The sequence below is a fragment of the Bacillus sp. 103mf genome (assembly GCF_900116295.1).
In the GTDB taxonomy this organism is placed as follows: Bacteria; Bacillota; Bacilli; order Bacillales; family Bacillaceae_G; genus Bacillus_A; species Bacillus_A bruguierae.
Genome location: NZ_FPAF01000007.1, coordinates 78,548 through 97,124, shown reverse-complemented (window position 1 = coordinate 97,124; position 18,577 = coordinate 78,548). Strand labels below are relative to the sequence as shown.

21 protein-coding genes and 1 riboswitch are annotated in these 18,577 nt (G+C 36.6%); of the genes, 9 read left to right on the top strand and 12 right to left on the bottom strand.

Annotated elements, in window-relative coordinates; all coding sequences use genetic code 11:
• Positions 1-65 precede the first annotated feature (65 nt).
• Together ytzI and BM350_RS16855 are read left to right on the top strand one after the other, a co-directional pair.
• Positions 66-215, top strand: coding sequence for a YtzI protein (ytzI, locus tag BM350_RS16860; RefSeq protein ID WP_090916591.1), 150 nt, complete (start codon positions 66-68; stop codon positions 213-215).
• Between the two features lies 1 nt (position 216).
• Positions 217-450 (top strand): DUF3953 domain-containing protein, encoded by a 234-nt coding sequence (locus tag BM350_RS16855; RefSeq protein ID WP_090916593.1) that lies wholly within the window; start codon positions 217-219, stop codon positions 448-450.
• Between the two features lie 434 nt (positions 451-884).
• On the opposite strand, the gene luxS is transcribed toward BM350_RS16855, so the two are convergent.
• Positions 885-1,358, bottom strand: coding sequence for an S-ribosylhomocysteine lyase LuxS (gene luxS / locus BM350_RS16845; RefSeq protein WP_090916597.1), 474 nt, complete (start codon positions 1,356-1,358; stop codon positions 885-887).
• A 129-nt stretch (positions 1,359-1,487) separates the two neighbouring features.
• Here luxS and yidD point away from each other — a divergent pair, with 129 nt between their 5' ends.
• Positions 1,488-1,718 carry a membrane protein insertion efficiency factor YidD gene (gene yidD / locus BM350_RS16840; protein ID WP_020061405.1) on the top strand — a complete coding sequence of 77 codons (231 nt, stop codon included), beginning with the start codon at positions 1,488-1,490 and terminating at the stop codon, positions 1,716-1,718.
• Here the strand turns inward: yidD and BM350_RS16835 are convergent.
• Positions 1,715-2,278 carry a beta-class carbonic anhydrase gene (locus BM350_RS16835; protein ID WP_090916599.1) on the bottom strand — a complete coding sequence of 188 codons (564 nt, stop codon included), beginning with the start codon at positions 2,276-2,278 and terminating at the stop codon, positions 1,715-1,717. The two genes, yidD and BM350_RS16835, sit on opposite strands and share 4 nt — an antisense overlap.
• A gap of 218 nt (positions 2,279-2,496) precedes the next feature.
• Here BM350_RS16835 and BM350_RS16830 point away from each other — a divergent pair, with 218 nt between their 5' ends.
• The 3 genes from BM350_RS16830 (at position 2,497) to BM350_RS16820 (ending at position 6,105) form a co-directional block, all read left to right on the top strand.
• Positions 2,497-3,843: a cytochrome ubiquinol oxidase subunit I gene (locus tag BM350_RS16830; RefSeq protein ID WP_090916601.1), complete on the top strand. Its 1,347-nt coding sequence runs from the start codon at positions 2,497-2,499 to the stop codon at positions 3,841-3,843.
• Positions 3,833-4,861: a cytochrome d ubiquinol oxidase subunit II gene (gene cydB, locus BM350_RS16825; protein WP_090916603.1), complete on the top strand. Its 1,029-nt coding sequence runs from the start codon at positions 3,833-3,835 to the stop codon at positions 4,859-4,861. The genes BM350_RS16830 and cydB overlap by 11 nt, the downstream gene beginning before the upstream one ends.
• A 212-nt stretch (positions 4,862-5,073) precedes the next feature.
• Complete coding sequence (locus tag BM350_RS16820) at positions 5,074-6,105, top strand: YdcF family protein (RefSeq protein ID WP_090916605.1); 1,032 nt, start codon at positions 5,074-5,076, stop codon at positions 6,103-6,105.
• A gap of 52 nt (positions 6,106-6,157) precedes the next feature.
• Here the strand turns inward: BM350_RS16820 and BM350_RS16815 are convergent, their stop codons facing one another.
• The 4 genes from BM350_RS16815 to BM350_RS16800 form a co-directional block, all read right to left on the bottom strand.
• The gene (locus tag BM350_RS16815; protein WP_090916607.1) at positions 6,158-6,967 is read right to left on the bottom strand and encodes a DUF4247 domain-containing protein; all 810 of its coding nucleotides are present in this window, start codon (positions 6,965-6,967) and stop codon (positions 6,158-6,160) included.
• A 15-nt stretch (positions 6,968-6,982) separates the two neighbouring features.
• On the bottom strand, positions 6,983-7,489 hold the full coding sequence (locus BM350_RS16810) for a DUF4178 domain-containing protein (protein WP_090916609.1): 507 nt from the start codon (positions 7,487-7,489) through the stop codon (positions 6,983-6,985).
• Positions 7,490-7,511: 22 nt separating this feature from the next.
• Complete coding sequence (locus BM350_RS16805) at positions 7,512-7,916, bottom strand: DUF350 domain-containing protein (RefSeq protein WP_090916611.1); 405 nt, start codon at positions 7,914-7,916, stop codon at positions 7,512-7,514.
• A 281-nt stretch (positions 7,917-8,197) separates the two neighbouring features.
• Entirely contained in the window at positions 8,198-8,863 is a 666-nt protein-coding gene (locus BM350_RS16800; protein ID WP_090916613.1) for a PspA/IM30 family protein, read from the bottom strand.
• Between the two features lie 427 nt (positions 8,864-9,290).
• Between BM350_RS16800 and BM350_RS16795 the strand changes: the two genes are divergently transcribed.
• Positions 9,291-9,869 (top strand): lipoprotein BA_5634 family protein, encoded by a 579-nt coding sequence (locus BM350_RS16795; RefSeq protein ID WP_090916616.1) that lies wholly within the window; start codon positions 9,291-9,293, stop codon positions 9,867-9,869.
• A 41-nt stretch (positions 9,870-9,910) separates the two neighbouring features.
• On the opposite strand, the gene BM350_RS16790 is transcribed toward BM350_RS16795, so the two are convergent.
• The 3 genes from BM350_RS16790 to BM350_RS16780 are packed head-to-tail and all read right to left on the bottom strand — an operon-like array spanning position 9,911 to position 12,307.
• Complete coding sequence (locus tag BM350_RS16790) at positions 9,911-10,078, bottom strand: FeoB-associated Cys-rich membrane protein (RefSeq protein ID WP_139207685.1); 168 nt, start codon at positions 10,076-10,078, stop codon at positions 9,911-9,913.
• 16 nt (positions 10,079-10,094) lie between these two features.
• Positions 10,095-12,083 (bottom strand): ferrous iron transport protein B, encoded by a 1,989-nt coding sequence (feoB, locus tag BM350_RS16785; RefSeq protein ID WP_090916619.1) that lies wholly within the window; start codon positions 12,081-12,083, stop codon positions 10,095-10,097.
• The gene (locus tag BM350_RS16780) at positions 12,080-12,307 is read right to left on the bottom strand and encodes a FeoA family protein (RefSeq protein WP_090916621.1); all 228 of its coding nucleotides are present in this window, start codon (positions 12,305-12,307) and stop codon (positions 12,080-12,082) included. The genes feoB and BM350_RS16780 overlap by 4 nt, the downstream gene beginning before the upstream one ends.
• Before the next feature lie 204 nt (positions 12,308-12,511).
• Positions 12,512-12,613: riboswitch (TPP riboswitch) on the top strand.
• Positions 12,614-12,699: 86 nt separating this feature from the next.
• Between BM350_RS16780 and thiT the strand changes: the two genes are divergently transcribed.
• A complete protein-coding gene (gene thiT, locus BM350_RS16775; RefSeq protein ID WP_090916623.1) occupies positions 12,700-13,299 on the top strand; it encodes an energy-coupled thiamine transporter ThiT in 600 nt (199 codons plus the stop codon).
• Positions 13,300-13,438: 139 nt separating this feature from the next.
• Here thiT and BM350_RS16770 read toward each other — a convergent pair whose 3' ends face one another.
• The 3 genes from BM350_RS16770 to phnD are packed head-to-tail and all read right to left on the bottom strand — an operon-like array spanning position 13,439 to position 16,408.
• Complete coding sequence (locus tag BM350_RS16770) at positions 13,439-14,089, bottom strand: response regulator (protein WP_090916624.1); 651 nt, start codon at positions 14,087-14,089, stop codon at positions 13,439-13,441.
• Positions 14,058-15,521 (bottom strand): sensor histidine kinase, encoded by a 1,464-nt coding sequence (locus tag BM350_RS16765; RefSeq protein ID WP_090916626.1) that lies wholly within the window; start codon positions 15,519-15,521, stop codon positions 14,058-14,060. Before BM350_RS16765 ends, BM350_RS16770 begins: the two co-directional genes overlap by 32 nt.
• Positions 15,518-16,408 (bottom strand): substrate-binding domain-containing protein, encoded by an 891-nt coding sequence (gene phnD, locus BM350_RS16760; protein ID WP_090916628.1) that lies wholly within the window; start codon positions 16,406-16,408, stop codon positions 15,518-15,520. Before phnD ends, BM350_RS16765 begins: the two co-directional genes overlap by 4 nt.
• A 675-nt stretch (positions 16,409-17,083) precedes the next feature.
• Here phnD and BM350_RS16755 point away from each other — a divergent pair.
• A complete protein-coding gene (locus BM350_RS16755; RefSeq protein ID WP_090916630.1) occupies positions 17,084-18,448 on the top strand; it encodes a phosphoglycerate transporter PgtP in 1,365 nt (454 codons plus the stop codon).
• The last annotated feature ends 129 nt before the right edge of the window (positions 18,449-18,577 follow it).

Here is an 18,577-nt window from a genome sequence, read left to right as displayed (position 1 = left end):
TTTTTGCAAAAATATGTAAAGAGGGGTATCTGCGATGATAAAATAAAGAAAAAGGAGGTCTTTCTATGGTGAAGATATTAATTATATCAATTATTGTAGTCATTGTTGTGCTATTGCTCTCAGTACTAACAATTAATAAAGGATATTCCTATAAACATTCAGTAGATTCTGTCGAGGATAATCCGTATCAAGAAGAAAATGTAAAGGAGAAATAACATGCTAAAAATATTACGGATTACCTTTCCCATCATCACGCTACTTTTAGGAGCATTCGGATTTTTTACAGATAACATTCCATTCATTTTACCTTATATGCTCATCTCTTTAGGACTCATGTGTTTCATTTCTAGTATTACGGAATTTCAAAAACAACAAACAGCTGCTGGGATTTTCTTGTTTCTTACTGGCGCATTTACGTTATATGTTTCTCTCTCACAGTTCCTTCGCTAAACGAAACACTATATGAGTGCAACGACCACAAAAATGATAAGGAGTGCTACCATGCTAAAAATACTTCGCATTCTATTTAGTACAATTGTTTTAATTTTAGTTATTTATTCCTTTTCTCATGAAGGAGATCAGTTGCTTTTTTATATACAAATATTCCTAAGTCTTACCTTCTTAACATGGGGGATTTCTGAGATAAAAGAGCAGCGCAAGTTAATGGGGATTTTGCTCATTTGTGGTGCTATCTTCATATCCTTTGTCTCCCTCTTAAAAATGTTCCGGTAATATTCTCACTACTTTATATCGGCGATTTTCACGATATATCGGCGGTATTTTCAATATATCGGCGATTCGACACGAAATAAAGACCCTTCGACAAAATTAAACATACGTTTACTAATAAAAAAGCTGCCTTTCCCAGGCAGCTTTCCCACGTATTATCCAAATACTTTCTCAAGTTCGTCTTTATCTTGGCTTAACCAGAAATTCATTAAGCGTTTTGCACCTTCTAAGTCATGAAGTTTCGCTTGACCGCACTGCGTTTCGTTTGCCGCAGGAATTTCGGTAATTTTCACTGCGTCTTGCAGTGTTAACTCTAATAAATCGATGACTTCGCGTACTGTTGGCGTACCGCTTACGACAAGATAATATCCTGTTTGGCAGCCCATTGGCGAAATGTCAATAATATCAAAGTGTGGATAACGATCGATATATTTACGTAAGTTAAATGCTAATAAGTGCTCTAGCGTATGAATGACATCTGGCTTCATCGCTTGTTTATTTGGTTGGCAAAAACGAATATCAAATTTATTTACGATACCGTCGCTGCCTACTTGATGAACGCCGCAATGTCTTACATAAGGCGCTTTTACAATTGTATGATCTAATTCAAAGCTTTCTACTGATGGCATATTCATCTCTCCCGCTTTCATTTTTAATCCCTATATATCCAATATGATATAACGGAATTGTAAATTAGTAAAGTATTATGTACAGACCGTGCTATAATACTTACAGCATATGCCGGAAAGGAGCTTATTATGAAACGCATTTTCATCGGTATCATCCGCTTTTACCAAAAGTTTATTTCTCCAATGACACCGCCGACGTGCCGCTTCCATCCAACATGTTCTCACTATGGGCTTGAAGCTATTCAAACTCATGGTGCATTAAAGGGAAGTTGGCTTACAGTGAAACGCATTTTGAAATGCCACCCATTTCATCCAGGCGGATTCGATCCTGTCCCAGAGAAGAAACAAAAGAAGAATTAACCTTCGTAACCATTCACAACAATATCTAACTTTCCTGTGTCCGGATGAATAACAAGTCCATGTACAGGAACTTCTGTTGGCATAAGCGGATGATTATGAAGTATAGAAACACTATGCTCTACGCTTTCTTCTACACTTGAGAATCCACGTAAAAACTTCTCTAAATCGATTCCAGAATAACGAAGTGTGTCTAGTTTCTCTTCTGAAACACCGCGCTCTTTCATCTTTTCAATTGTGCTGCTCGCTTGAATTTTTGCCATACCGCAATCGTGGTGACCAATTACACACACTTCATCTGCACCAAGTTCATAAATCGCAACTAAAATACTGCGCATAATACTTCCAAATGGATGTGAAATAACAGCGCCAGCTACTTTAATAATTTTCACATCACCATTACGCATGTTCATCGCTTTTGGCAATAGTTCGACAAGACGCGTATCCATACATGAAATAATCACCATTTTTTTATTTGGAAATTTTCCTGTTACGTATTCTTCATATTTTTTACTTTCAACAAATTCCTTATTATATTGCAAAATCTCTTCTAGAGCTTTCATAGTCAACCCCCTTTTTCTTTATGTACCTACAATGTAAGTGTACCAAAGAACAAAAAAAACAAAAAATGTATTGTTTTATCCTAAGAATATAATTTTTCAGATAACAGTCATAATTCTTCCATAATTTCCACACAGTTCTGTAACAACTACATCGTACTTTGCTCACCTTTTCACTATAAACTAAATGTAGATAATGAAAAGAGGGAGTGAGCTTTATTATGTCCGACGTTCTGTTACTGAGTCGTTTTCAATTTGCAATTACAATCTTTTATCATTTCTTATTTGTACCGTTAACACTCGGACTTGTTATTTTAGTAGCGTTTATGGAAACGCAATATGCACGTACATTAAATCCAACATATCGAAAAATGGCAAATTTCTGGGGTAAGTTATTTACTATTAACTTCGTAATGGGGATCATTACCGGGATTACAATGGAATTCCAGTTTGGGACAAACTGGTCTGAGTACTCGAAATATATGGGAGATATTTTCGGATCTCCGTTAGCGATAGAGGCACTTGTTGCTTTCTTCTTAGAATCTACTTTCATGGGAATTTGGTTGTTCGGTAAAGATAAAATTTCACCAAAGTTCCGTGCTTTCTCTATGTGGATGGTCGCAATTGGAACAAATATTTCCGCACTTTGGATCATCACAGCGAACGGATTCATGCAAAACCCAGTTGGCTACGTAGTCCGCAATGGCCGCGCTGAATTAAATGACTTTTGGGCACTGGTTACAAATCCATATGCATGGCATATATTCTTCCATACTGTTGTTGGTTGTTATATCGTTGGTGCATTCTTCGTTATGGCAATTAGTGCATATCACTTACTACGTAAAAATGACGTTGAATTCTTTAAAAAATCATTTAAGTTCGGTTTAATATTTGGTTTATTTGCAGCAACTGCAACACCATTCATCGGTCACGAATCCGGTGCTTTCGCAGCGAAAATGCAACCTGCAAAAGGTGCAGCAATGGAAGCTGTTTGGGACACTGGGGAAGGAAAAGGTTTCTCAATCATTCAAATTCCTGATGTGAAAAATGAGAAAAACTTCGAAGCATTAACAATTCCAAAACTCGGCAGCTTCTTCTATACAAACTCATTTGATGGAAAAATTGTCGGTTTAAAAGATATTCCGAAGGACGAGCGTCCAAACGTAAACCTTGTTTATTATAGCTTCCGTTTAATGGTTGCACTTGGCACATTCTTTATGGCACTTACATGGTTTGGCTTCTATTTAAGCCGCAAAGGAAAATTAGAAAACTCAAAACGTTTCTTAAAACTTACAATGTGGTCTGTATTGCTTCCATATGTAGCAATTAACGCTGGTTGGATTGTTGCAGAAGCGGGACGTCAACCTTGGACAGTATACAAACTAATGCGAACAGCAGAATCAGTTTCACCAATTTCTGTACCGCAAATTTGGTTCTCTTTAATTAGCTTAGTCTTATTCTACACTTTACTATTAATTGCTGATGTATACCTTATGTTAAAATTTGCGAAAAAAGGACCTGAAGCATTAGAAGAGACTACAGAGGGAGGTTTCGCTCATGTCTCATGATACACTTGCAATTATTTGGTTCGGCTTATGGGGTGTGATTTGGACAGTTTACTTTATTCTGGATGGCTATGCACTTGGTAACGGAATGATTTTCCCATTCGTTACGAAAGATCGCCAAGAACGCAATCAGCTGCAAGAAGCAATTGGACCGTTCTGGGGCGGAAACGAAGTATGGTTAATTACAGCTGGGGGAGCAACATTCGCTGCTTTCCCAATCACATATGCAAACATGTTCAGTTACTTATACACACCGTTATTCTTAGTATTACTTGCTCTGTTTGCCCGTGCAGCAGGACTAGAATTCATGCATAAAGATGATTCACCAGTTTGGCAAACTGTTTGTAAATGGACATATACCGTTGGCAGTTTCTTAATTGCTTTCTTATTCGGCGTTACATTCGCTAACCTTTACTACGGACTACAAATTGGTAAACATGGCTATGAAGGAAATTTACTTAGCTTATTACACCCTTACGGCATTTTAGGCGGCCTGTTCTTCACGGCAATCTTCGTCGTATCCGGCGCTCTTTGGGTTATGATTAAAACGACTGGTGAAGTATCAGATCGTGCTTATAAAATTGCGAAACCATTTTCAATGGCAGCAGCAATCATTCTAGCTATCTTCTACGTTGCAACAGCAAATCGTACAAACTTATTCCAAAACTTTACGGAATATCCTGTACTATTCTTAATTCCAGCACTTGCGATGTTACTAAGTGTTATCGCAATGACAATGGTATTCAAACGTAAAATTGGCTTAGCTTTCACATTTGTTTGCTTAACAATCGCTACATTTATGGCAACTGGTTTTGCTGGTATGTACCCAAGAATGCTGCCATCTCGTATTAATGATGCATACAGCACAACATTATTCCAAGCAGCTGGTAGTGAATTAAATTTAAAAATTATGTTCTTTGTCGCAATGGTAATGGTACCAATCGTTATTGGCTATCAATTATGGAGCTACACAATCTTTAAAGAGAAAATTCATAAAGACTCTGCAAAAGGGTATCACTAAAATTACGAACCATCCTCTATCCGGGGATGGTTTTTCTGTTATTTTCTTTACTCCTTGATATATAATTAAAAAGGAATTTATCCCGCATTAACGGGCAGTAAGACCCCCACCTCAAGATTCAGAGAGAAGCAAAGAAGATAGGTGGGGGATGAAGAAAACCCCCACTGACGGAAGTTTCACTTTATTAGAAAGTTGAGGTATTTACAAAAGTTATGTTTTTGGAAATCATCACGTTTATTTTACTTATCATTTTTCTATTCTTTTATTTAAGGGATCCAAGAAGTTTAATAATCGGATTTTTATTCAATCTGTTTTTTTGCTCATTCCTTATCCTTTTTGTTTATTTAGGTTTTAGCTCCGATAATGCGATATTTCAAATAATTGCCGCTATCCCTCTTTTCATCATTGGCTTTATGTTAACCTTTGGTATATTCGCTTTAATGATTGGGCTATTTCTTAATGCAAGAATTTTAATCCGAAAAGAAGGACGACGATTTTCGAATTGTTTAACTTTACTAGCTGGACTAGGTATTCTATTCAGTATAGTATTCTTATTATTTGAGCCAACTCGATTTTTCTCCCCTCATTTCGGACCGATTTTTACCGGAGTATTCTTCATTATGGTATATTTCTTTTTCCACTTATCCAACTTCTTAACAGCTTATTTTCTGTATCAATTCAACAGACCAAGACGCAATCAAGATTTCGTTATCGTTCTTGGCAGTGGATTAATTCATGATAAAGTGCCACCACTTTTAGCAAGCCGAATTAATAAGGCGATTGATTTTTATTGGAAACAAGCGGCTGTTTCTTTTCCACCTACAATCATTTTCTCTGGTGGACAAGGCCCTGATGAAAACATTCCTGAAGCTGAGGCTATGCAAATGTACGCCGTTGAAAAAGGGATTCCTATCCGACATACGATAAAAGAAGATCGTTCTGTTAACACGTATCAAAATATGTTATTTTCAAAACAAATTATGGATTCACGAAAAGAAGGAAAATACAAAAGTATCTTTACAACAAACAATTTTCATCTTTTCCGCGCTGGATTATATGCAAAAGAAGCCGGACTTAATAGCCAAGGAATTGGTTCAAAAACAGCTTTTTATTACTGGCCAAACGCAATGATTCGAGAATATATTGCGATTGTTGTCATGGGTCATAAACGTCATATTAAGGTCGTAGCAGCTATCTTAGGATTCTCCATATTCCTTACAGCGATTAGTTTTCTATTTTCTTAACACATACAAAAAAAGCGCAAGAAGCAATGGTATGCTTCTTGCGCTTTTTTCTTTACCTTCTTTTCGTAACTTTCCCCGAACCGCCAACTTTTGTTTTCGGAGGCGATGTATTTTTCGGCGGGCTTTTTATCGATGATTTCGGCTGCACATCGGATTCACTAGAACCACCTGGTGATTTTATAATTTTCCCTTTATTCTCCGTAGAAGGCGGAACAGTCTGAGTGCCTTTTTCCGTAATACTTCCCGTATCACCTACAGATGGTTTTTGTTCTACTTTATCACTTCTTTTAATAATAGAGCCTTTACCTTGCTTTGTAATTGGCGGCGGTGTTTTCTTCTCTTCTTTTGTCGGTGGTCGTTGCGTAATAACCGGTTTATGATTTTGTCTATCTGTATACCCGCGGTAATCTCCGTGATACGATTTCCGCGAATCAAATATATCGTCTAGTATACTCGCTAACAGATACCCTTGTAAGAAAGATGGTTGATAATTTTGACGAACAAATTCTTTATTACTGATTTCAATTAATGTATCCGACGGTTTCTCTTTATCCTTTTGAAGATTATAAATTTTGTCAGAATACACAAGGAACATTTGATTTTCGTCTTCTTTAGACGCTTGTTTTGGTTCCTGTTCATTCATTAATTCTTTTGCAACTTGAGGAACTGTCTGATTAGCAGCTCGATACACATAAGATTCTTGCTTACCGTCTTTCGCAACTGATTCTAACGGGTAACGGTCTTGAATCGACTTTCCATTTTGGCATCCCGATAAGGCAAAACCTGCAATTACAAGTAACATAACAATGGCAAGTATAGGGATTGCAAACGATTTAATCATGGAAAACAATCGGTTTGACATGATTACGTCCCCCCCTTACGTTGCTCTTATAATTTGTACATCAGCTGAAAGAATCGATTCTCCCTCATACATCATTGTACGTCCATCTTGCCACTCAATACGAAGCAGCTTTCGATTATCAGATTGGAACTCCCATACGTATTGTTCATCAGATGCTGCAAACGGTGTTTTCCCCATGACAACAACACGCCCATTATATTGCTCTTCCATATGATATTCTATATCGTCCATTTCAATTGTCGTTGGAATCTCATTGATAGAATCTAACCGTCCATCAATAGGTGCATACAGCTTATAATAAGTGTTTTCGCGATTTTCAATTTTTAAATACCGAATGGTTCTTCCATCTCGCAATGTTAAAACAATTTCATTTCGAGAGTGCATGCTTGTTTTTCCAATCACTTCATACATTACTAATGAAACTTCAATCATGTCACCAGGTGCTAACGTGAGTACCGTTTTCTCAGGTTTAGCAGGTTCCGGACTTTTTATTATATTTTTAATACGTTTAAATAAGCTCATTGACCTACCCATCCTTTTCTCGTTATAGACATGCTGCTAAAATAAGGGCACCGACAATATGTAACGAACCAGCTAAGAGAGCATGCGCCACATATCCTTGCTTCGTCCCCTCATCTAAATCTAAATGAACTGTTTTTCGCAAAATAAGTTCAACAAACATTTCTACAAATAATAAAATTACAAAAGATATTGCTGATGCAAGTAACGCTTGCCATAAATCGTTTGATTTCGTAATCGATTGCGATAAAATATACCCTTGTGCAAACAACTTCATAGCAAAGCGCGTCGTAACCGCCATATTCCCTTTTTTAATTTCTTCTAAATCTTTATATTTAGTAAAAATCGAATCAATCCACATCAATAGAAATAAAAGAATAGCGCTTGCGCCTGTCCATACAAGCATGGCTAAAATATTCATCCCTGTCATTAAAAAACCACCTCTGAAAAAATAATAGAAAACCGACATGATTTCCTTCTATGACATGTCGGTTCTCTTGCCTATTTTCTATAAATCCATTGTAATTTCCTAACACATACATCGCTGCTATGCAGCATACAGCATGACCTGCTCTCGCCTTTTCCTTTTGTTTTAAACTTTACACGTGGCAGGAAAAGGCCCTGACCGCTTCTACGCACGGACAGTTGCTCTCGTCCACCTTAAAAGGAAAGCGTTTTTTATGTCAGTTTTTCAACTTGTATTTATATAGATTATTTCTCATACTGCTTCATAATACGAGCTAATTCATCATCTACAGCTGAGTTTTTGTTTAAACTCGCAAATTCTTCATCTAATGACTTTTCTTTTTTATAAATTTCTCCGCTCGCTTCTGCTTCAGCTTCTAATTGAAGAGCTTTTTCTTCCATACGGCTTAAACCTGCTTTTGCTGTATTCGCATCAAAACCAGACATTGCCTGATTAATATTCTTTTGTGCTTTTGCTGCGTTCACACGCGCTACAAGCGTTTCACGTTTATTTCTTAACTCTGTTAATTGCTTACGCATTTCCTCTAATTTCGCACGAAGATTATCAGCAGCCGCTTTATTTTGCTCATAGCTTGCCTTATATTCATTCATTTTTTGTTCTGCATTTTGCTTTTCCTCTAAAGCACGACGTGCAAGATCAATGTTATTTGCTTGAACAGCCATATGCGCTTGTTCTTCACGTTTCTTTACAAGTGCTTCTTGCTCTTCAAATAATAATTTAAACTTTTTCTCAAGCGCAATTTGTGCTGCTACGCTTTTCTCCGCTTCTTGTACATCCTCTTGCATATCACGTAAATACTGATCTGTCATTTTAACTGGATCTTCTGCTTTTTCAATTAATGCATACACATTTGACATCGTTAAATCTCTTAAGCGCTTAAATACAGACATTCTAATTCCTCCTAATAAATTGCTTCATATTTCAAATTCAGTACTTGGAAAACCCAAAAATCTTCCTTCACAGTAAGAATATTCACACTTTAAACCTATGTGTACATTATATCAAAAATAAAATGCACTTACATCTTGTTTTTTAAATATATAAGCAATAATATGACATTCCCATTACAACATTTCTACATACTATACACTTACTTTTGATTTCCTCCAAATCCTCTCCCTTTTATCACATTTTTAACTCTTTTCACTAAATTACACCATTGTAATCTTAATGTAAGTTAAGTCGATAGTTTGAAGAACATTATTCTTATAAAATGAAATCAAAAGCTGAGGTTAAAACATAAACACTTTCGCTTCTCTAAATTTAGAAAACAATACAGTGTATTTACTATAACGTATACAAAAAGGAGACAAGACAATGAAAAAATTAGTAGGAATCGGGTTAGCAGCAGCAATTTCATTTGGAGCATTATCAGGTTGTTCTTTATTAGGAGAAAAAGCAAATGGTATAGTTACTTACGGAAGTGAACAACAAATTAACACAGTAATCACTAAAAATAAATCTGATATAAAAGAAAAAGACACATACAAAATGAAGCTTGCAACATTAGAAGGTAAGAAAGTGCTTGTAATGGATAAGAAGACTGGTGAGGAACTCGTGAAAAAAGAACTCATCAAAAAAGTTGAAAAAGATGATACAAAAGCACTTGATAAATTACCAACTGTAACAGCTGATCAAGGTGTACTATTTGCAAAAGAAACAGTAGAAAATGCGAAAATTGATGGAACGAAATTAAAATATAAAGGCAACACAATCATCGGTGACGCTCGTTCTTATGCAGATATGTTTGCAATCGTTGATGATGCTGCATATGGGAAAGTAAATGGTGAAGAGAAATCTGTAGGTGTACTGAAATTTGATAAGGACCCTAAAGATAAAATCCAAGATACTACTAAAGAAGCAGAAGCTGTGCAACTTGTTAAGATCAAAAAGTAATCCATAAAAAAAAGCTTTGCGAAATTCGCAAAGCTTTTTTTCTACTTATTCACGACTTGCTCCATATCAGGAATACAAGTTTTTGACTGGCACGATTTATTTAAGGAACATGCTGCACATTTCCCTTTTTTACTTCTCTTTACAAAGTTAATTAACGTATATCCTGCATATCCAAAAATGACAGCTCCAATTACAATATTGACTATCATTATGATACATCTCCTTTTAGAATCCGAGCATGGATCCAACTTGGTATATAACTAGTGTTAATACGTATGCAACAACAAGCGGATACACAACAGAGAAAATCGTCCACTTTACAGATCCTGTTTCGCGGCGAATAACCGCAACTGTTGCTAAACATGGTACGTATAATAAAATGAAGAACATAAACGCATATGCTGATAATGTTGTAAAATGCGTACCGATTACGTTTCCTAATACATCTTCTTTCACAGAATAAATAATTGCCATTGTAGAAACAACAACTTCTTTTGCTAAAAATCCTGTTAACAGAGATGCAGCTGCTTGCCATGTTCCAAAACCAAGCGGTGCAAGAATTGGAGCAAATAATCCGCCAATCATTGCTAAGAAACTATCACCCATATCTACACCGAATCCAGATGGCCCAGCATAGTTTAATAACCAAATCACAACAGAACCACCAAAGATAAATGTACCTGCCTTGCGTACAAATCCTTTTCCTTTTTCCCATGTACTGCGCCATAACGTTTTTGCTTGCGGCACACGGTAAGGTGGAAGTTCAATTACAAAAATAGACTTCTCTTCTTTTAAAACCGTAACAGACATAATTTTTGTAACAAGTAATGCAAGGATAATACCAATAAGATATAAAGAAAATACAACAATCGCTTGACTATGTGGGAAAAAGACCCCAGCAAATAATGCATATACAGGTAAACGGGCTGAACATGACATAAACGGTGTCACTAAAATCGTAAGCAGCCTCTCTTTTTCCTGTTCAATCGTTCTTGCTGCCATAACGCCTGGTACATTACAGCCAAAACCGATAATCATAGGAATAAATGCTTTTCCGTTTAGTCCAAAAAACTCCATAATACGATCCATTACAACGGCAATACGCGCCATATATCCGGAATCTTCTAGCAATGAAATGAAGAAGAACAATGCGAAAATTTGCGGAACGAATACTAATACCGCACCAACACCTGCAATGATTCCATCTGTAATGAGTGCTCGAATGAAATCAGACGCACCAATATTCGTAAGTCCTGCTGTTACCCAATCCGTAAATGGACCGCCGACAAATGCATCAAATTGATCAGATAAAGGTGTTCCAATCCACGAAAACGTAACCTGAAAAATTAAAAACATGATTCCTAAAAAGATCGGAAGTCCCAAAATTTTATGCGTAATTAATTTATCAATTCTTTCCGAAAAAGGAATGCTTCCTTCTTTTTCTTGACGAATCACACTTGTTTTCAGCTTTTCAATATACGCTGCACGTACTCCGTATATGTGCTGCTCTAGCGTAACATCTAATTCTGCTTCTAATGCAGAGCGAATTGCTACAAGTTCATTATATACATGCGACTTGGCGAGTTCTTTCTCTACCACTTCGTTATTTCCTAAAAATTGCAGCGCAAGCCACCTTGCATGCGCATCATTTTCCTGCTGCAATTTATCCATAACTCGCTGGATTTCTGTCTCTACCGCTTTACCGTATGAAAGAATAAACGGTTTCTGTCCCGCCTTATCGCTTTCATGAAGAGCAGCTAATAATTCCTCGCAGCCTTTCCCACTTCTTGCTATAACGGGAATAACTGTTACACCTAGTATTTCAGCTAACTTCTTGACATCAATCGTAATCCCCCGTTGTTTTGCCACATCAATCATATTTAAACCGATAGAAAGTGGTTTTCCAAACTCTAATAATTGCAATGTTAGATGCATATTACGTTCAAATTGAGAGGAGTCTACAATATTTAACATATGATGAAATTCTTCTGTTAATAAAAATTGCGTAACAACCCCTTCATCACGGGATACAGGATTTAAATCGTATATACCTGGTAAGTCTATTAACATTCCTTGCTTATCTTTTAACTTACCAACCTTTTTTTCTACTGTTACTCCGCTCCAGTTTCCAACATATTCATAAGAACCGGTAAGCGCATTAAACAATGATGTTTTTCCCGTATTCGGATTTCCTAGTAAAGCAACCTTGTTCACGCTAATTCCACCTTTATCATTTTCGCATCACAATGACGAATAGAGATTAATTGTCCACGGCATTCTAATGTACACGGACCATTAAGCATTGCCTTTTGTTTTATACAAAGCTCGCACCCTTCAGAAAATCCAAATGAAGCCAAGCGGCGTTTTAATAATGTATCAAGAGATTGTAAATCTTTTACACGTACTTTTTCATCTATACTCATATCAACTAAGTTCATAAATTATTCCCCCAAAAGATAACGATAATTATTATCAAAAAAATTATATCATGTTTTTTTTGGTAAAGACTATACAATTCTATATGAATTTATTACTATTTTCGTACAATTTCAGCGTTTTTATGTTACGAAACAAAGTTATGTACAATTTGTTTGCCATTCTTTTCTAACTTCATTACAATAAAACTAACAATCTAAGAATCTCGTTGTCACAGGGGGAGCCGCGTTGCTGAGAGGGAACATTTTGTTCCGACCCTTTGAACCTGTTAGTTAATGCTAACGTAGGAATTGTGCAGACGTATATACATAAGTAGTGATTTACAATTTGTATATCTTCATCCCCCTATGATCATGATTCTTCTTTTGTAACTTGGATATAGGGGGATTTTCACATGCGTAACACAAATTTACAAGCAATGATAGAGGCTGCGATTCTCGCAGCATTTGCATTAGTCATCGACATTTTGCCGCTCTCTATTAAACTTCCAACAGGCGGTTCTATCTCATTTGCTATGATTCCAATTTTTATTATTGCTTACCGCTGGGGATTTAAAGCAAGTTTCTTAAGTGGTCTCGTTTGGGGATTATTACAAATTGTCGCAGGGGATGCATCTATTTTTACGCCGGTGCAAGCGTTTATTGAGTACTTCGTCGCCTTTGCTTTTATTGGTTTTGCCGGCTTATTTCATGCACCAATTCAACAAGCAATTGTCAATAAACAAAAAGCAAAAGCAATCATGTATGTCATTATCGCTGCGTTTATCGGCAGCCTAGCTCGTTATTTTTGGCACTTCATTGCCGGCTTTATTTTCTTTGGACAATATGCACCAAAAGGACAATCGGCTGTTTTATATTCCTTTATCTTTAACGGTATTACAATGATTGGTTCTTTCGCATTATGTGCGGCTTTACTTGTCGCTTTATTTACAACAGCACCGCGCTTGTTTACAAGCGTCACTATGAATCGTACAAACAGAAAAAAGATTGCTTAATCAGCAATCTTTAGATTCTCTATTTATTTAAGAGATAATTATAATATAACGACACAAGAATCTCATTTTTCTAAAGTGGGATTTTTGGGTCATTTCAAATTAGCGAAAAAAAAGATTTTTCATAACAAACATTATCCCGCTATATCATGTTTATTAAATTATACTTTATAGCATATTGAACAAGTTCACTTTTTTTAGAAAGATTAAGTTTGTTCAACATTCTCGTCTTATGAGTATCAACCGTTTTTATACTGATTGTTAATTCCCCGGCAATTTCAGACATTGAAAAACCTTGAACAAGAAGTTGCAATACCTCTCGTTCACGTGGACTCAAAATTACATACGGATTTCGAGAATCTGTTTCGTTTTGTATTTTTTTTAGCATAGTTGAAATTTCCTTTGGACGAAGGTATATGTACCCGTCCATAACGGAATCAATAGCATTGTATAATTCTTCATCTACAGCTGCTTTAGGGACATAACCTGAAGCTCCCGCGTTCATGATTAATGTTATATAATCCTCATCTTCATGCATGGTAAGCACTATGACTTTCGCTTGTTCATAACGTAATTTAACCTCTGTTAGAACCTGAATTCCATCTACGCGTGGCAAAGATATATCTAATATCAGAATATCGGGCCTTAAATTGTCGTAAAGCCTTAGTGCTTCAAATCCATCAGAGGCTTCACCTATAACTTTTAAAGATGGCCTTTTTTGTAATAGTAGTTTTAAACCCGCTCTCATTAAAGCGTGGTCATCAACTAGCATTATGCTGATTGTCTTTTCCATCTTGACACCCTTCTCTCTGTTTTAATGGGATCGACACCATAACTTCAGTTCCACCGATATTGTGAGTTCTGATAAAAAATGAACCACCTAATAATTCTGCTCTTTCCTTCATTCCATATATTCCAATTCGATTTTGCTGGCGAGCTTTTTCAAAATCATTCTCATTTATACCGTGACCGTTATCATGAATATTTAACTCGATAGAACAATCCCTTATCTCCATGTTAATCACAACCTCAGTTGCTACTGTATGTTTCACTACATTAGTAAGGCTTTCTTGAACGATTCGATATAGTGCTACAGCAGTATGACTATCTATGACGAAGGCGTCATCATCAGGAACATGTAGAATTACTGTAAGGGCAAATTTTTCTTCAAACTTTCTTACATATTTTCTTAATGCGGGAATTAACCCCATATCATCAAGGATGGGTGGCCTTAATTCTACCGCTAAATCTCTAATTTCTCGTAAAATACCCGCTGCTGTCTCTCGGCTTGCATTAAGCAATTCTTGTTGCTCGGCATCTTTAGCTTCATTAGCCAAAATGCGCATTGTAACCATTAGAAAAGTAAGGGCTTGGCTTGTTTCATCATGAAGTTCACGAGAAATTCTTTTTCTCTCCTCCTCATGCGCGGATAATAGTTTCAAAATCAACGTATCTCGAAGGGCATCCTTTTCTTGAAGTTCCTTCAATAATTTTTCTACTGCAGTGCTGGAACTAATCAGATTGTCAGCCATTTCATTAAAAGCCCGTGCTAGTTTTCCAACTTCATCGTCACCCACTGCTTTAGCCCTTAAAGATAAATTACCGGCCGATATGCCTGCTGCTGTATCAACTAAACTATTGATTGGCCTGGTAATAATACGAGTCACATAATAAGCTATACCTGCAGCTCCCATACAGACCAAAAATGTAGCAAAAACCAATTCTATTATTTTAGTAAAAATATAGCTTTTCGCCTGTTTCTCTGCCATTCCCACTCTAACAAATCCTACATCTCCCTCTTCGATTGGAACAAGTATGTCATGGATATTTCCTTCATCTGAAGTTAGAATAGCGTAATTTTCAGTATTGATACCATCAGGCTTATGTGCGTTTAATATTCCTTTCGGCAAATGTTTGGAGAATGTATTTCCTACAAGAACATTATTATTGTTAATGACCAGTATATAACGAACGTCTTTGTTAGCTTCCTGTGCCCGGGTAATGAGAAGATGAATCGAATAGTAGTCGTCAGTCAAAACGTAATCCGAGGACAATGCCGCAATATTTTCGGCAATATTCATCCCACGTTTTTTTAAATCCTCTGTCATGATTTTTGTGAGTGATTCCCAAATGATACATCCCAATACTAGAGCGAGAAAGAGTAACGAAACGAGTATAGCTCCAAATATCTTCTGGTTTATTTGTAATTTATTCATCCATTTCATAGGTGACCCTCATATAGCTTTGGTTCAAATGGAACAAAGCGATCAATGAACAATCCATGAAATGCTGGTTTTATTATTTCTTGTTCATGCATAGAAATGAAACTTTCTTTGATAATTCGCTTCTCTTCATCAGGTAAATTACTGTTGATGACAACAGGACCAGTACCAATCGGTTCTGTTTTTGCAATGATTTTCAAATCCTTAATCTGTTCTGGATTTTTAAGTTTGGTGCGCTCAAAGACTAAACTATCAACAGCTGCAGCATCAACAACTCCATTTATCACAGCGTTTAGTGAGCTTTCATGATTATATGTAAAAACATAACGACCAAAGAAATGTTCTGGCGTTTCACTTAATTCAGCTAATTTTTTCCTCACAAAAATATATCCGGAATAACTGGTTGGATCGGTAAAAGCAACGTCTCTCCCTCTCAAATCATTTATACTGGATATTTTATTTTTCCGGTGTACGACGACATAACCATAATAATACGGAACTCCCATTCGCTCTTGCATGGCAATTGCTTCGAGCCCTTCAACATGTCTGTAGGTAATATATGCTCCTGTTGAAAGTATGGCTATATCGGCACCTCCATTTATCATCAACATACTAATCTCATTATAACTCTTGCGCTGAATTAGAATTACGGGTCTATGGAGCTTCTCTCCAATATAGTTAGCTATTTTCCTATAGTACATAATTGTATCAGCCTTTGATAACACACTTGAAATTGCGATCCGTACAGGTGAGGGCTTGTCATCTTGTGAACCAACAGGCATGGTGTCAGATTCGGAGAAAACAATTTGAGGGCTTGAATGCTCATGCTGACATCCTATTGTAAGTATAGTAATAAGTAATATTAAAAAAAGCCTCAACCAATTTATCATACTTTCCTCCATTCTTGCAGGCAGGAATAACTGCCCGTAAAAACCCGATTGGTGAGAGCTTCCCCCACTGATGGAAGTTTCACTTTATGTATTATGTGAAACTACCCTAATTGAATCCGATTTACCGAATCCTGCTTGATTCAAGGTTTTTGAAATTTATATTTATATATTACTTCAGAACAATCCGCGAAATCTATGGAAGATTGTATACAACACTACTTTTCATGTCAGAGTTGTGACAGAAATTATATACATACAAATAAAAAACGACCACTTTCTTTTTAGGAAGGCGGAGCATCTGTCCATGCATAGAATGAAGGTCCTTTCCCTACCCACATGCATAGGTTAAAACAAAGGGGGAATGCAAGTAGCGGGCATACTTTGTTCTGCATACCACCGACTTATATGTTGGAAAATGAAAACAGATTTATATAGGTATGAATATTGTTTGTAAGATAATTTCTGACAGGCTCTACTATTTTATCTTACATAAAATCAGATATTTACTGATAGTTTACCGAATTGACATATAAGATAATGTAACAAAGGGGGAATGATGTAACACAAGTATTGTTGAAAACGTCTTCACCAAACTGGCGCTCTATTGAAATACTAAATTTCATGCTAGTCTAAGTTTTTTCTGTAAATCAAAGTAAAGAAATCGAGGTAGATAGTATGTTCTCATTTTTGAAACCTAAAATTGCTACTACAAAAATAGCACCAGACCAGGTTCAAAAAACCTATAAGCTTTTTCGACTACAATCTTTACTAGGAGTGTTCTTAGGTTACATAGCTTACTATATAGTACGTAACAATTTTGCCTTATCTACTCCTTATCTGAAGGAACAACTCAACCTTAGTGCTACAGAAGTAGGTTTATTAAGCAGTTCCATGCTTATCGCTTATGGAGTTAGTAAGGGTTTGATGAGTAGTTTAGCCGACAAAGCTAATCCTAAAAGGTATATGGCGCTTGGTTTACTTCTGTGCGCTATGGTTAATATTATGATGGGCTTCAGCACGGCATTTTGGATGTTTGCAATTCTCGTTGTTTTCAATGGATTTTTTCAAGGAATGGGAGTTGGGCCTAGCTTTATTACTATTGCAAATTGGTTTCCTCGTAAAGAAAGAGGAACTATCGGTGCTATATGGAATATTTCTCACAATATAGGTGGAGGTATCGTAGCACCTATCGTTGGTATGAGTTTTGCTATGTTAGGCTCCAATCACTGGCAAACGGCAAGCTACCAAGTTCCAGCTGCTATAGCCATTGTTATGGCATTGGTAATACTAACCCTTATTAAAGGCTCACCGGTAAGTGAGGGCTTGCCTCCGTTAAGCGAAATTATCAAGGACGAATCCGATTCTAAAGTGCAACAAAGCGCTGATTCAAAACCGCCAGTAGATATGAGTGCCTGGCAGATTTTTAAGAATTATGTTTTATTTAACAAAAATGCATGGTTCGTTTCCTTCGTAGATGTCTTCGTTTACATGGTTCGTTTCGGCATCATAAGCTGGTTGCCTATTTATTTGTTACATGTAAAACATTTCACTAAAGAAGAGATGAGTGTTGCCTTTTTATTCTTTGAATGGGCAGCTATTCCTTCTACTCTTCTGGCTGGTTATCTATCAGACAAGTTATTCAAAGGGCACCGTATGCCGCCTGCAATCATTGCTATGACAATGATACTTATCTGTATCATTGGTTACTGGCAAAGCACATCTTTACATTGGGTGACTATCTTCGCAGCTATTATTGGATGCTTGATTTACATTCCACAGTTTCTAGCTTCAGTACAAACTATGGAGGTAGTTCCATCTTTCGCCGTTGGCTCTGCAGTTGGTTTGCGAGGTTTTATGAGCTATATTCTAGGTGCATCTTTAGGTACCACCCTCTTTGGTGTAATGGTTGACAAGGTAGGATGGAATGGTGGTTTCTATGTATTACTAGCAGCAACTGTTTGCTGCATCATATGCTGTATATTGGCCCATCGCGGAGCAAAAGAGCTAGAATACAATAAAAAACAGGGACTCCAATCCTGAATTGTTAAACAAGGTTCCAAGTCAATTTGGCTTTAACGGAATCTTTATCTAGCCAACCTAAACAACCTGACAATTGTTAAAAGAATTGTCAGGTGACACAAAAAAAGATTGCTTAAACAGCAATCTTTT

What these genes read in the sequence shown, in the direction of transcription:
- ytzI (WP_090916591.1), top strand. Translation starts at nt 66, where the DNA reads ATGGTGAAGATATTAATTATATCAATTATTGTAGTCATTGTTGTGCTA.
- BM350_RS16855 (WP_090916593.1), top strand. Translation starts at nt 217, where the DNA reads ATGCTAAAAATATTACGGATTACCTTTCCCATCATCACGCTACTTTTA.
- luxS (WP_090916597.1), bottom strand. Translation starts at nt 1,358, where the DNA reads ATGCCATCAGTAGAAAGCTTTGAATTAGATCATACAATTGTAAAAGCG.
- yidD (WP_020061405.1), top strand. Translation starts at nt 1,488, where the DNA reads ATGAAACGCATTTTCATCGGTATCATCCGCTTTTACCAAAAGTTTATT.
- BM350_RS16835 (WP_090916599.1), bottom strand. Translation starts at nt 2,278, where the DNA reads ATGAAAGCTCTAGAAGAGATTTTGCAATATAATAAGGAATTTGTTGAA.
- BM350_RS16830 (WP_090916601.1), top strand. Translation starts at nt 2,497, where the DNA reads ATGTCCGACGTTCTGTTACTGAGTCGTTTTCAATTTGCAATTACAATC.
- cydB (WP_090916603.1), top strand. Translation starts at nt 3,833, where the DNA reads ATGTCTCATGATACACTTGCAATTATTTGGTTCGGCTTATGGGGTGTG.
- BM350_RS16820 (WP_090916605.1), top strand. Translation starts at nt 5,074, where the DNA reads ATGTTTTTGGAAATCATCACGTTTATTTTACTTATCATTTTTCTATTC.
- BM350_RS16815 (WP_090916607.1), bottom strand. Translation starts at nt 6,967, where the DNA reads ATGTCAAACCGATTGTTTTCCATGATTAAATCGTTTGCAATCCCTATA.
- BM350_RS16810 (WP_090916609.1), bottom strand. Translation starts at nt 7,489, where the DNA reads ATGAGCTTATTTAAACGTATTAAAAATATAATAAAAAGTCCGGAACCT.
- BM350_RS16805 (WP_090916611.1), bottom strand. Translation starts at nt 7,916, where the DNA reads ATGACAGGGATGAATATTTTAGCCATGCTTGTATGGACAGGCGCAAGC.
- BM350_RS16800 (WP_090916613.1), bottom strand. Translation starts at nt 8,863, where the DNA reads ATGTCTGTATTTAAGCGCTTAAGAGATTTAACGATGTCAAATGTGTAT.
- BM350_RS16795 (WP_090916616.1), top strand. Translation starts at nt 9,291, where the DNA reads ATGAAAAAATTAGTAGGAATCGGGTTAGCAGCAGCAATTTCATTTGGA.
- BM350_RS16790 (WP_139207685.1), bottom strand. Translation starts at nt 10,078, where the DNA reads ATGATAGTCAATATTGTAATTGGAGCTGTCATTTTTGGATATGCAGGA.
- BM350_RS16780 (WP_090916621.1), bottom strand. Translation starts at nt 12,307, where the DNA reads ATGAACTTAGTTGATATGAGTATAGATGAAAAAGTACGTGTAAAAGAT.
- thiT (WP_090916623.1), top strand. Translation starts at nt 12,700, where the DNA reads ATGCGTAACACAAATTTACAAGCAATGATAGAGGCTGCGATTCTCGCA.
- BM350_RS16770 (WP_090916624.1), bottom strand. Translation starts at nt 14,089, where the DNA reads ATGGAAAAGACAATCAGCATAATGCTAGTTGATGACCACGCTTTAATG.
- BM350_RS16765 (WP_090916626.1), bottom strand. Translation starts at nt 15,521, where the DNA reads ATGAAATGGATGAATAAATTACAAATAAACCAGAAGATATTTGGAGCT.
- phnD (WP_090916628.1), bottom strand. Translation starts at nt 16,408, where the DNA reads ATGATAAATTGGTTGAGGCTTTTTTTAATATTACTTATTACTATACTT.
- BM350_RS16755 (WP_090916630.1), top strand. Translation starts at nt 17,084, where the DNA reads ATGTTCTCATTTTTGAAACCTAAAATTGCTACTACAAAAATAGCACCA.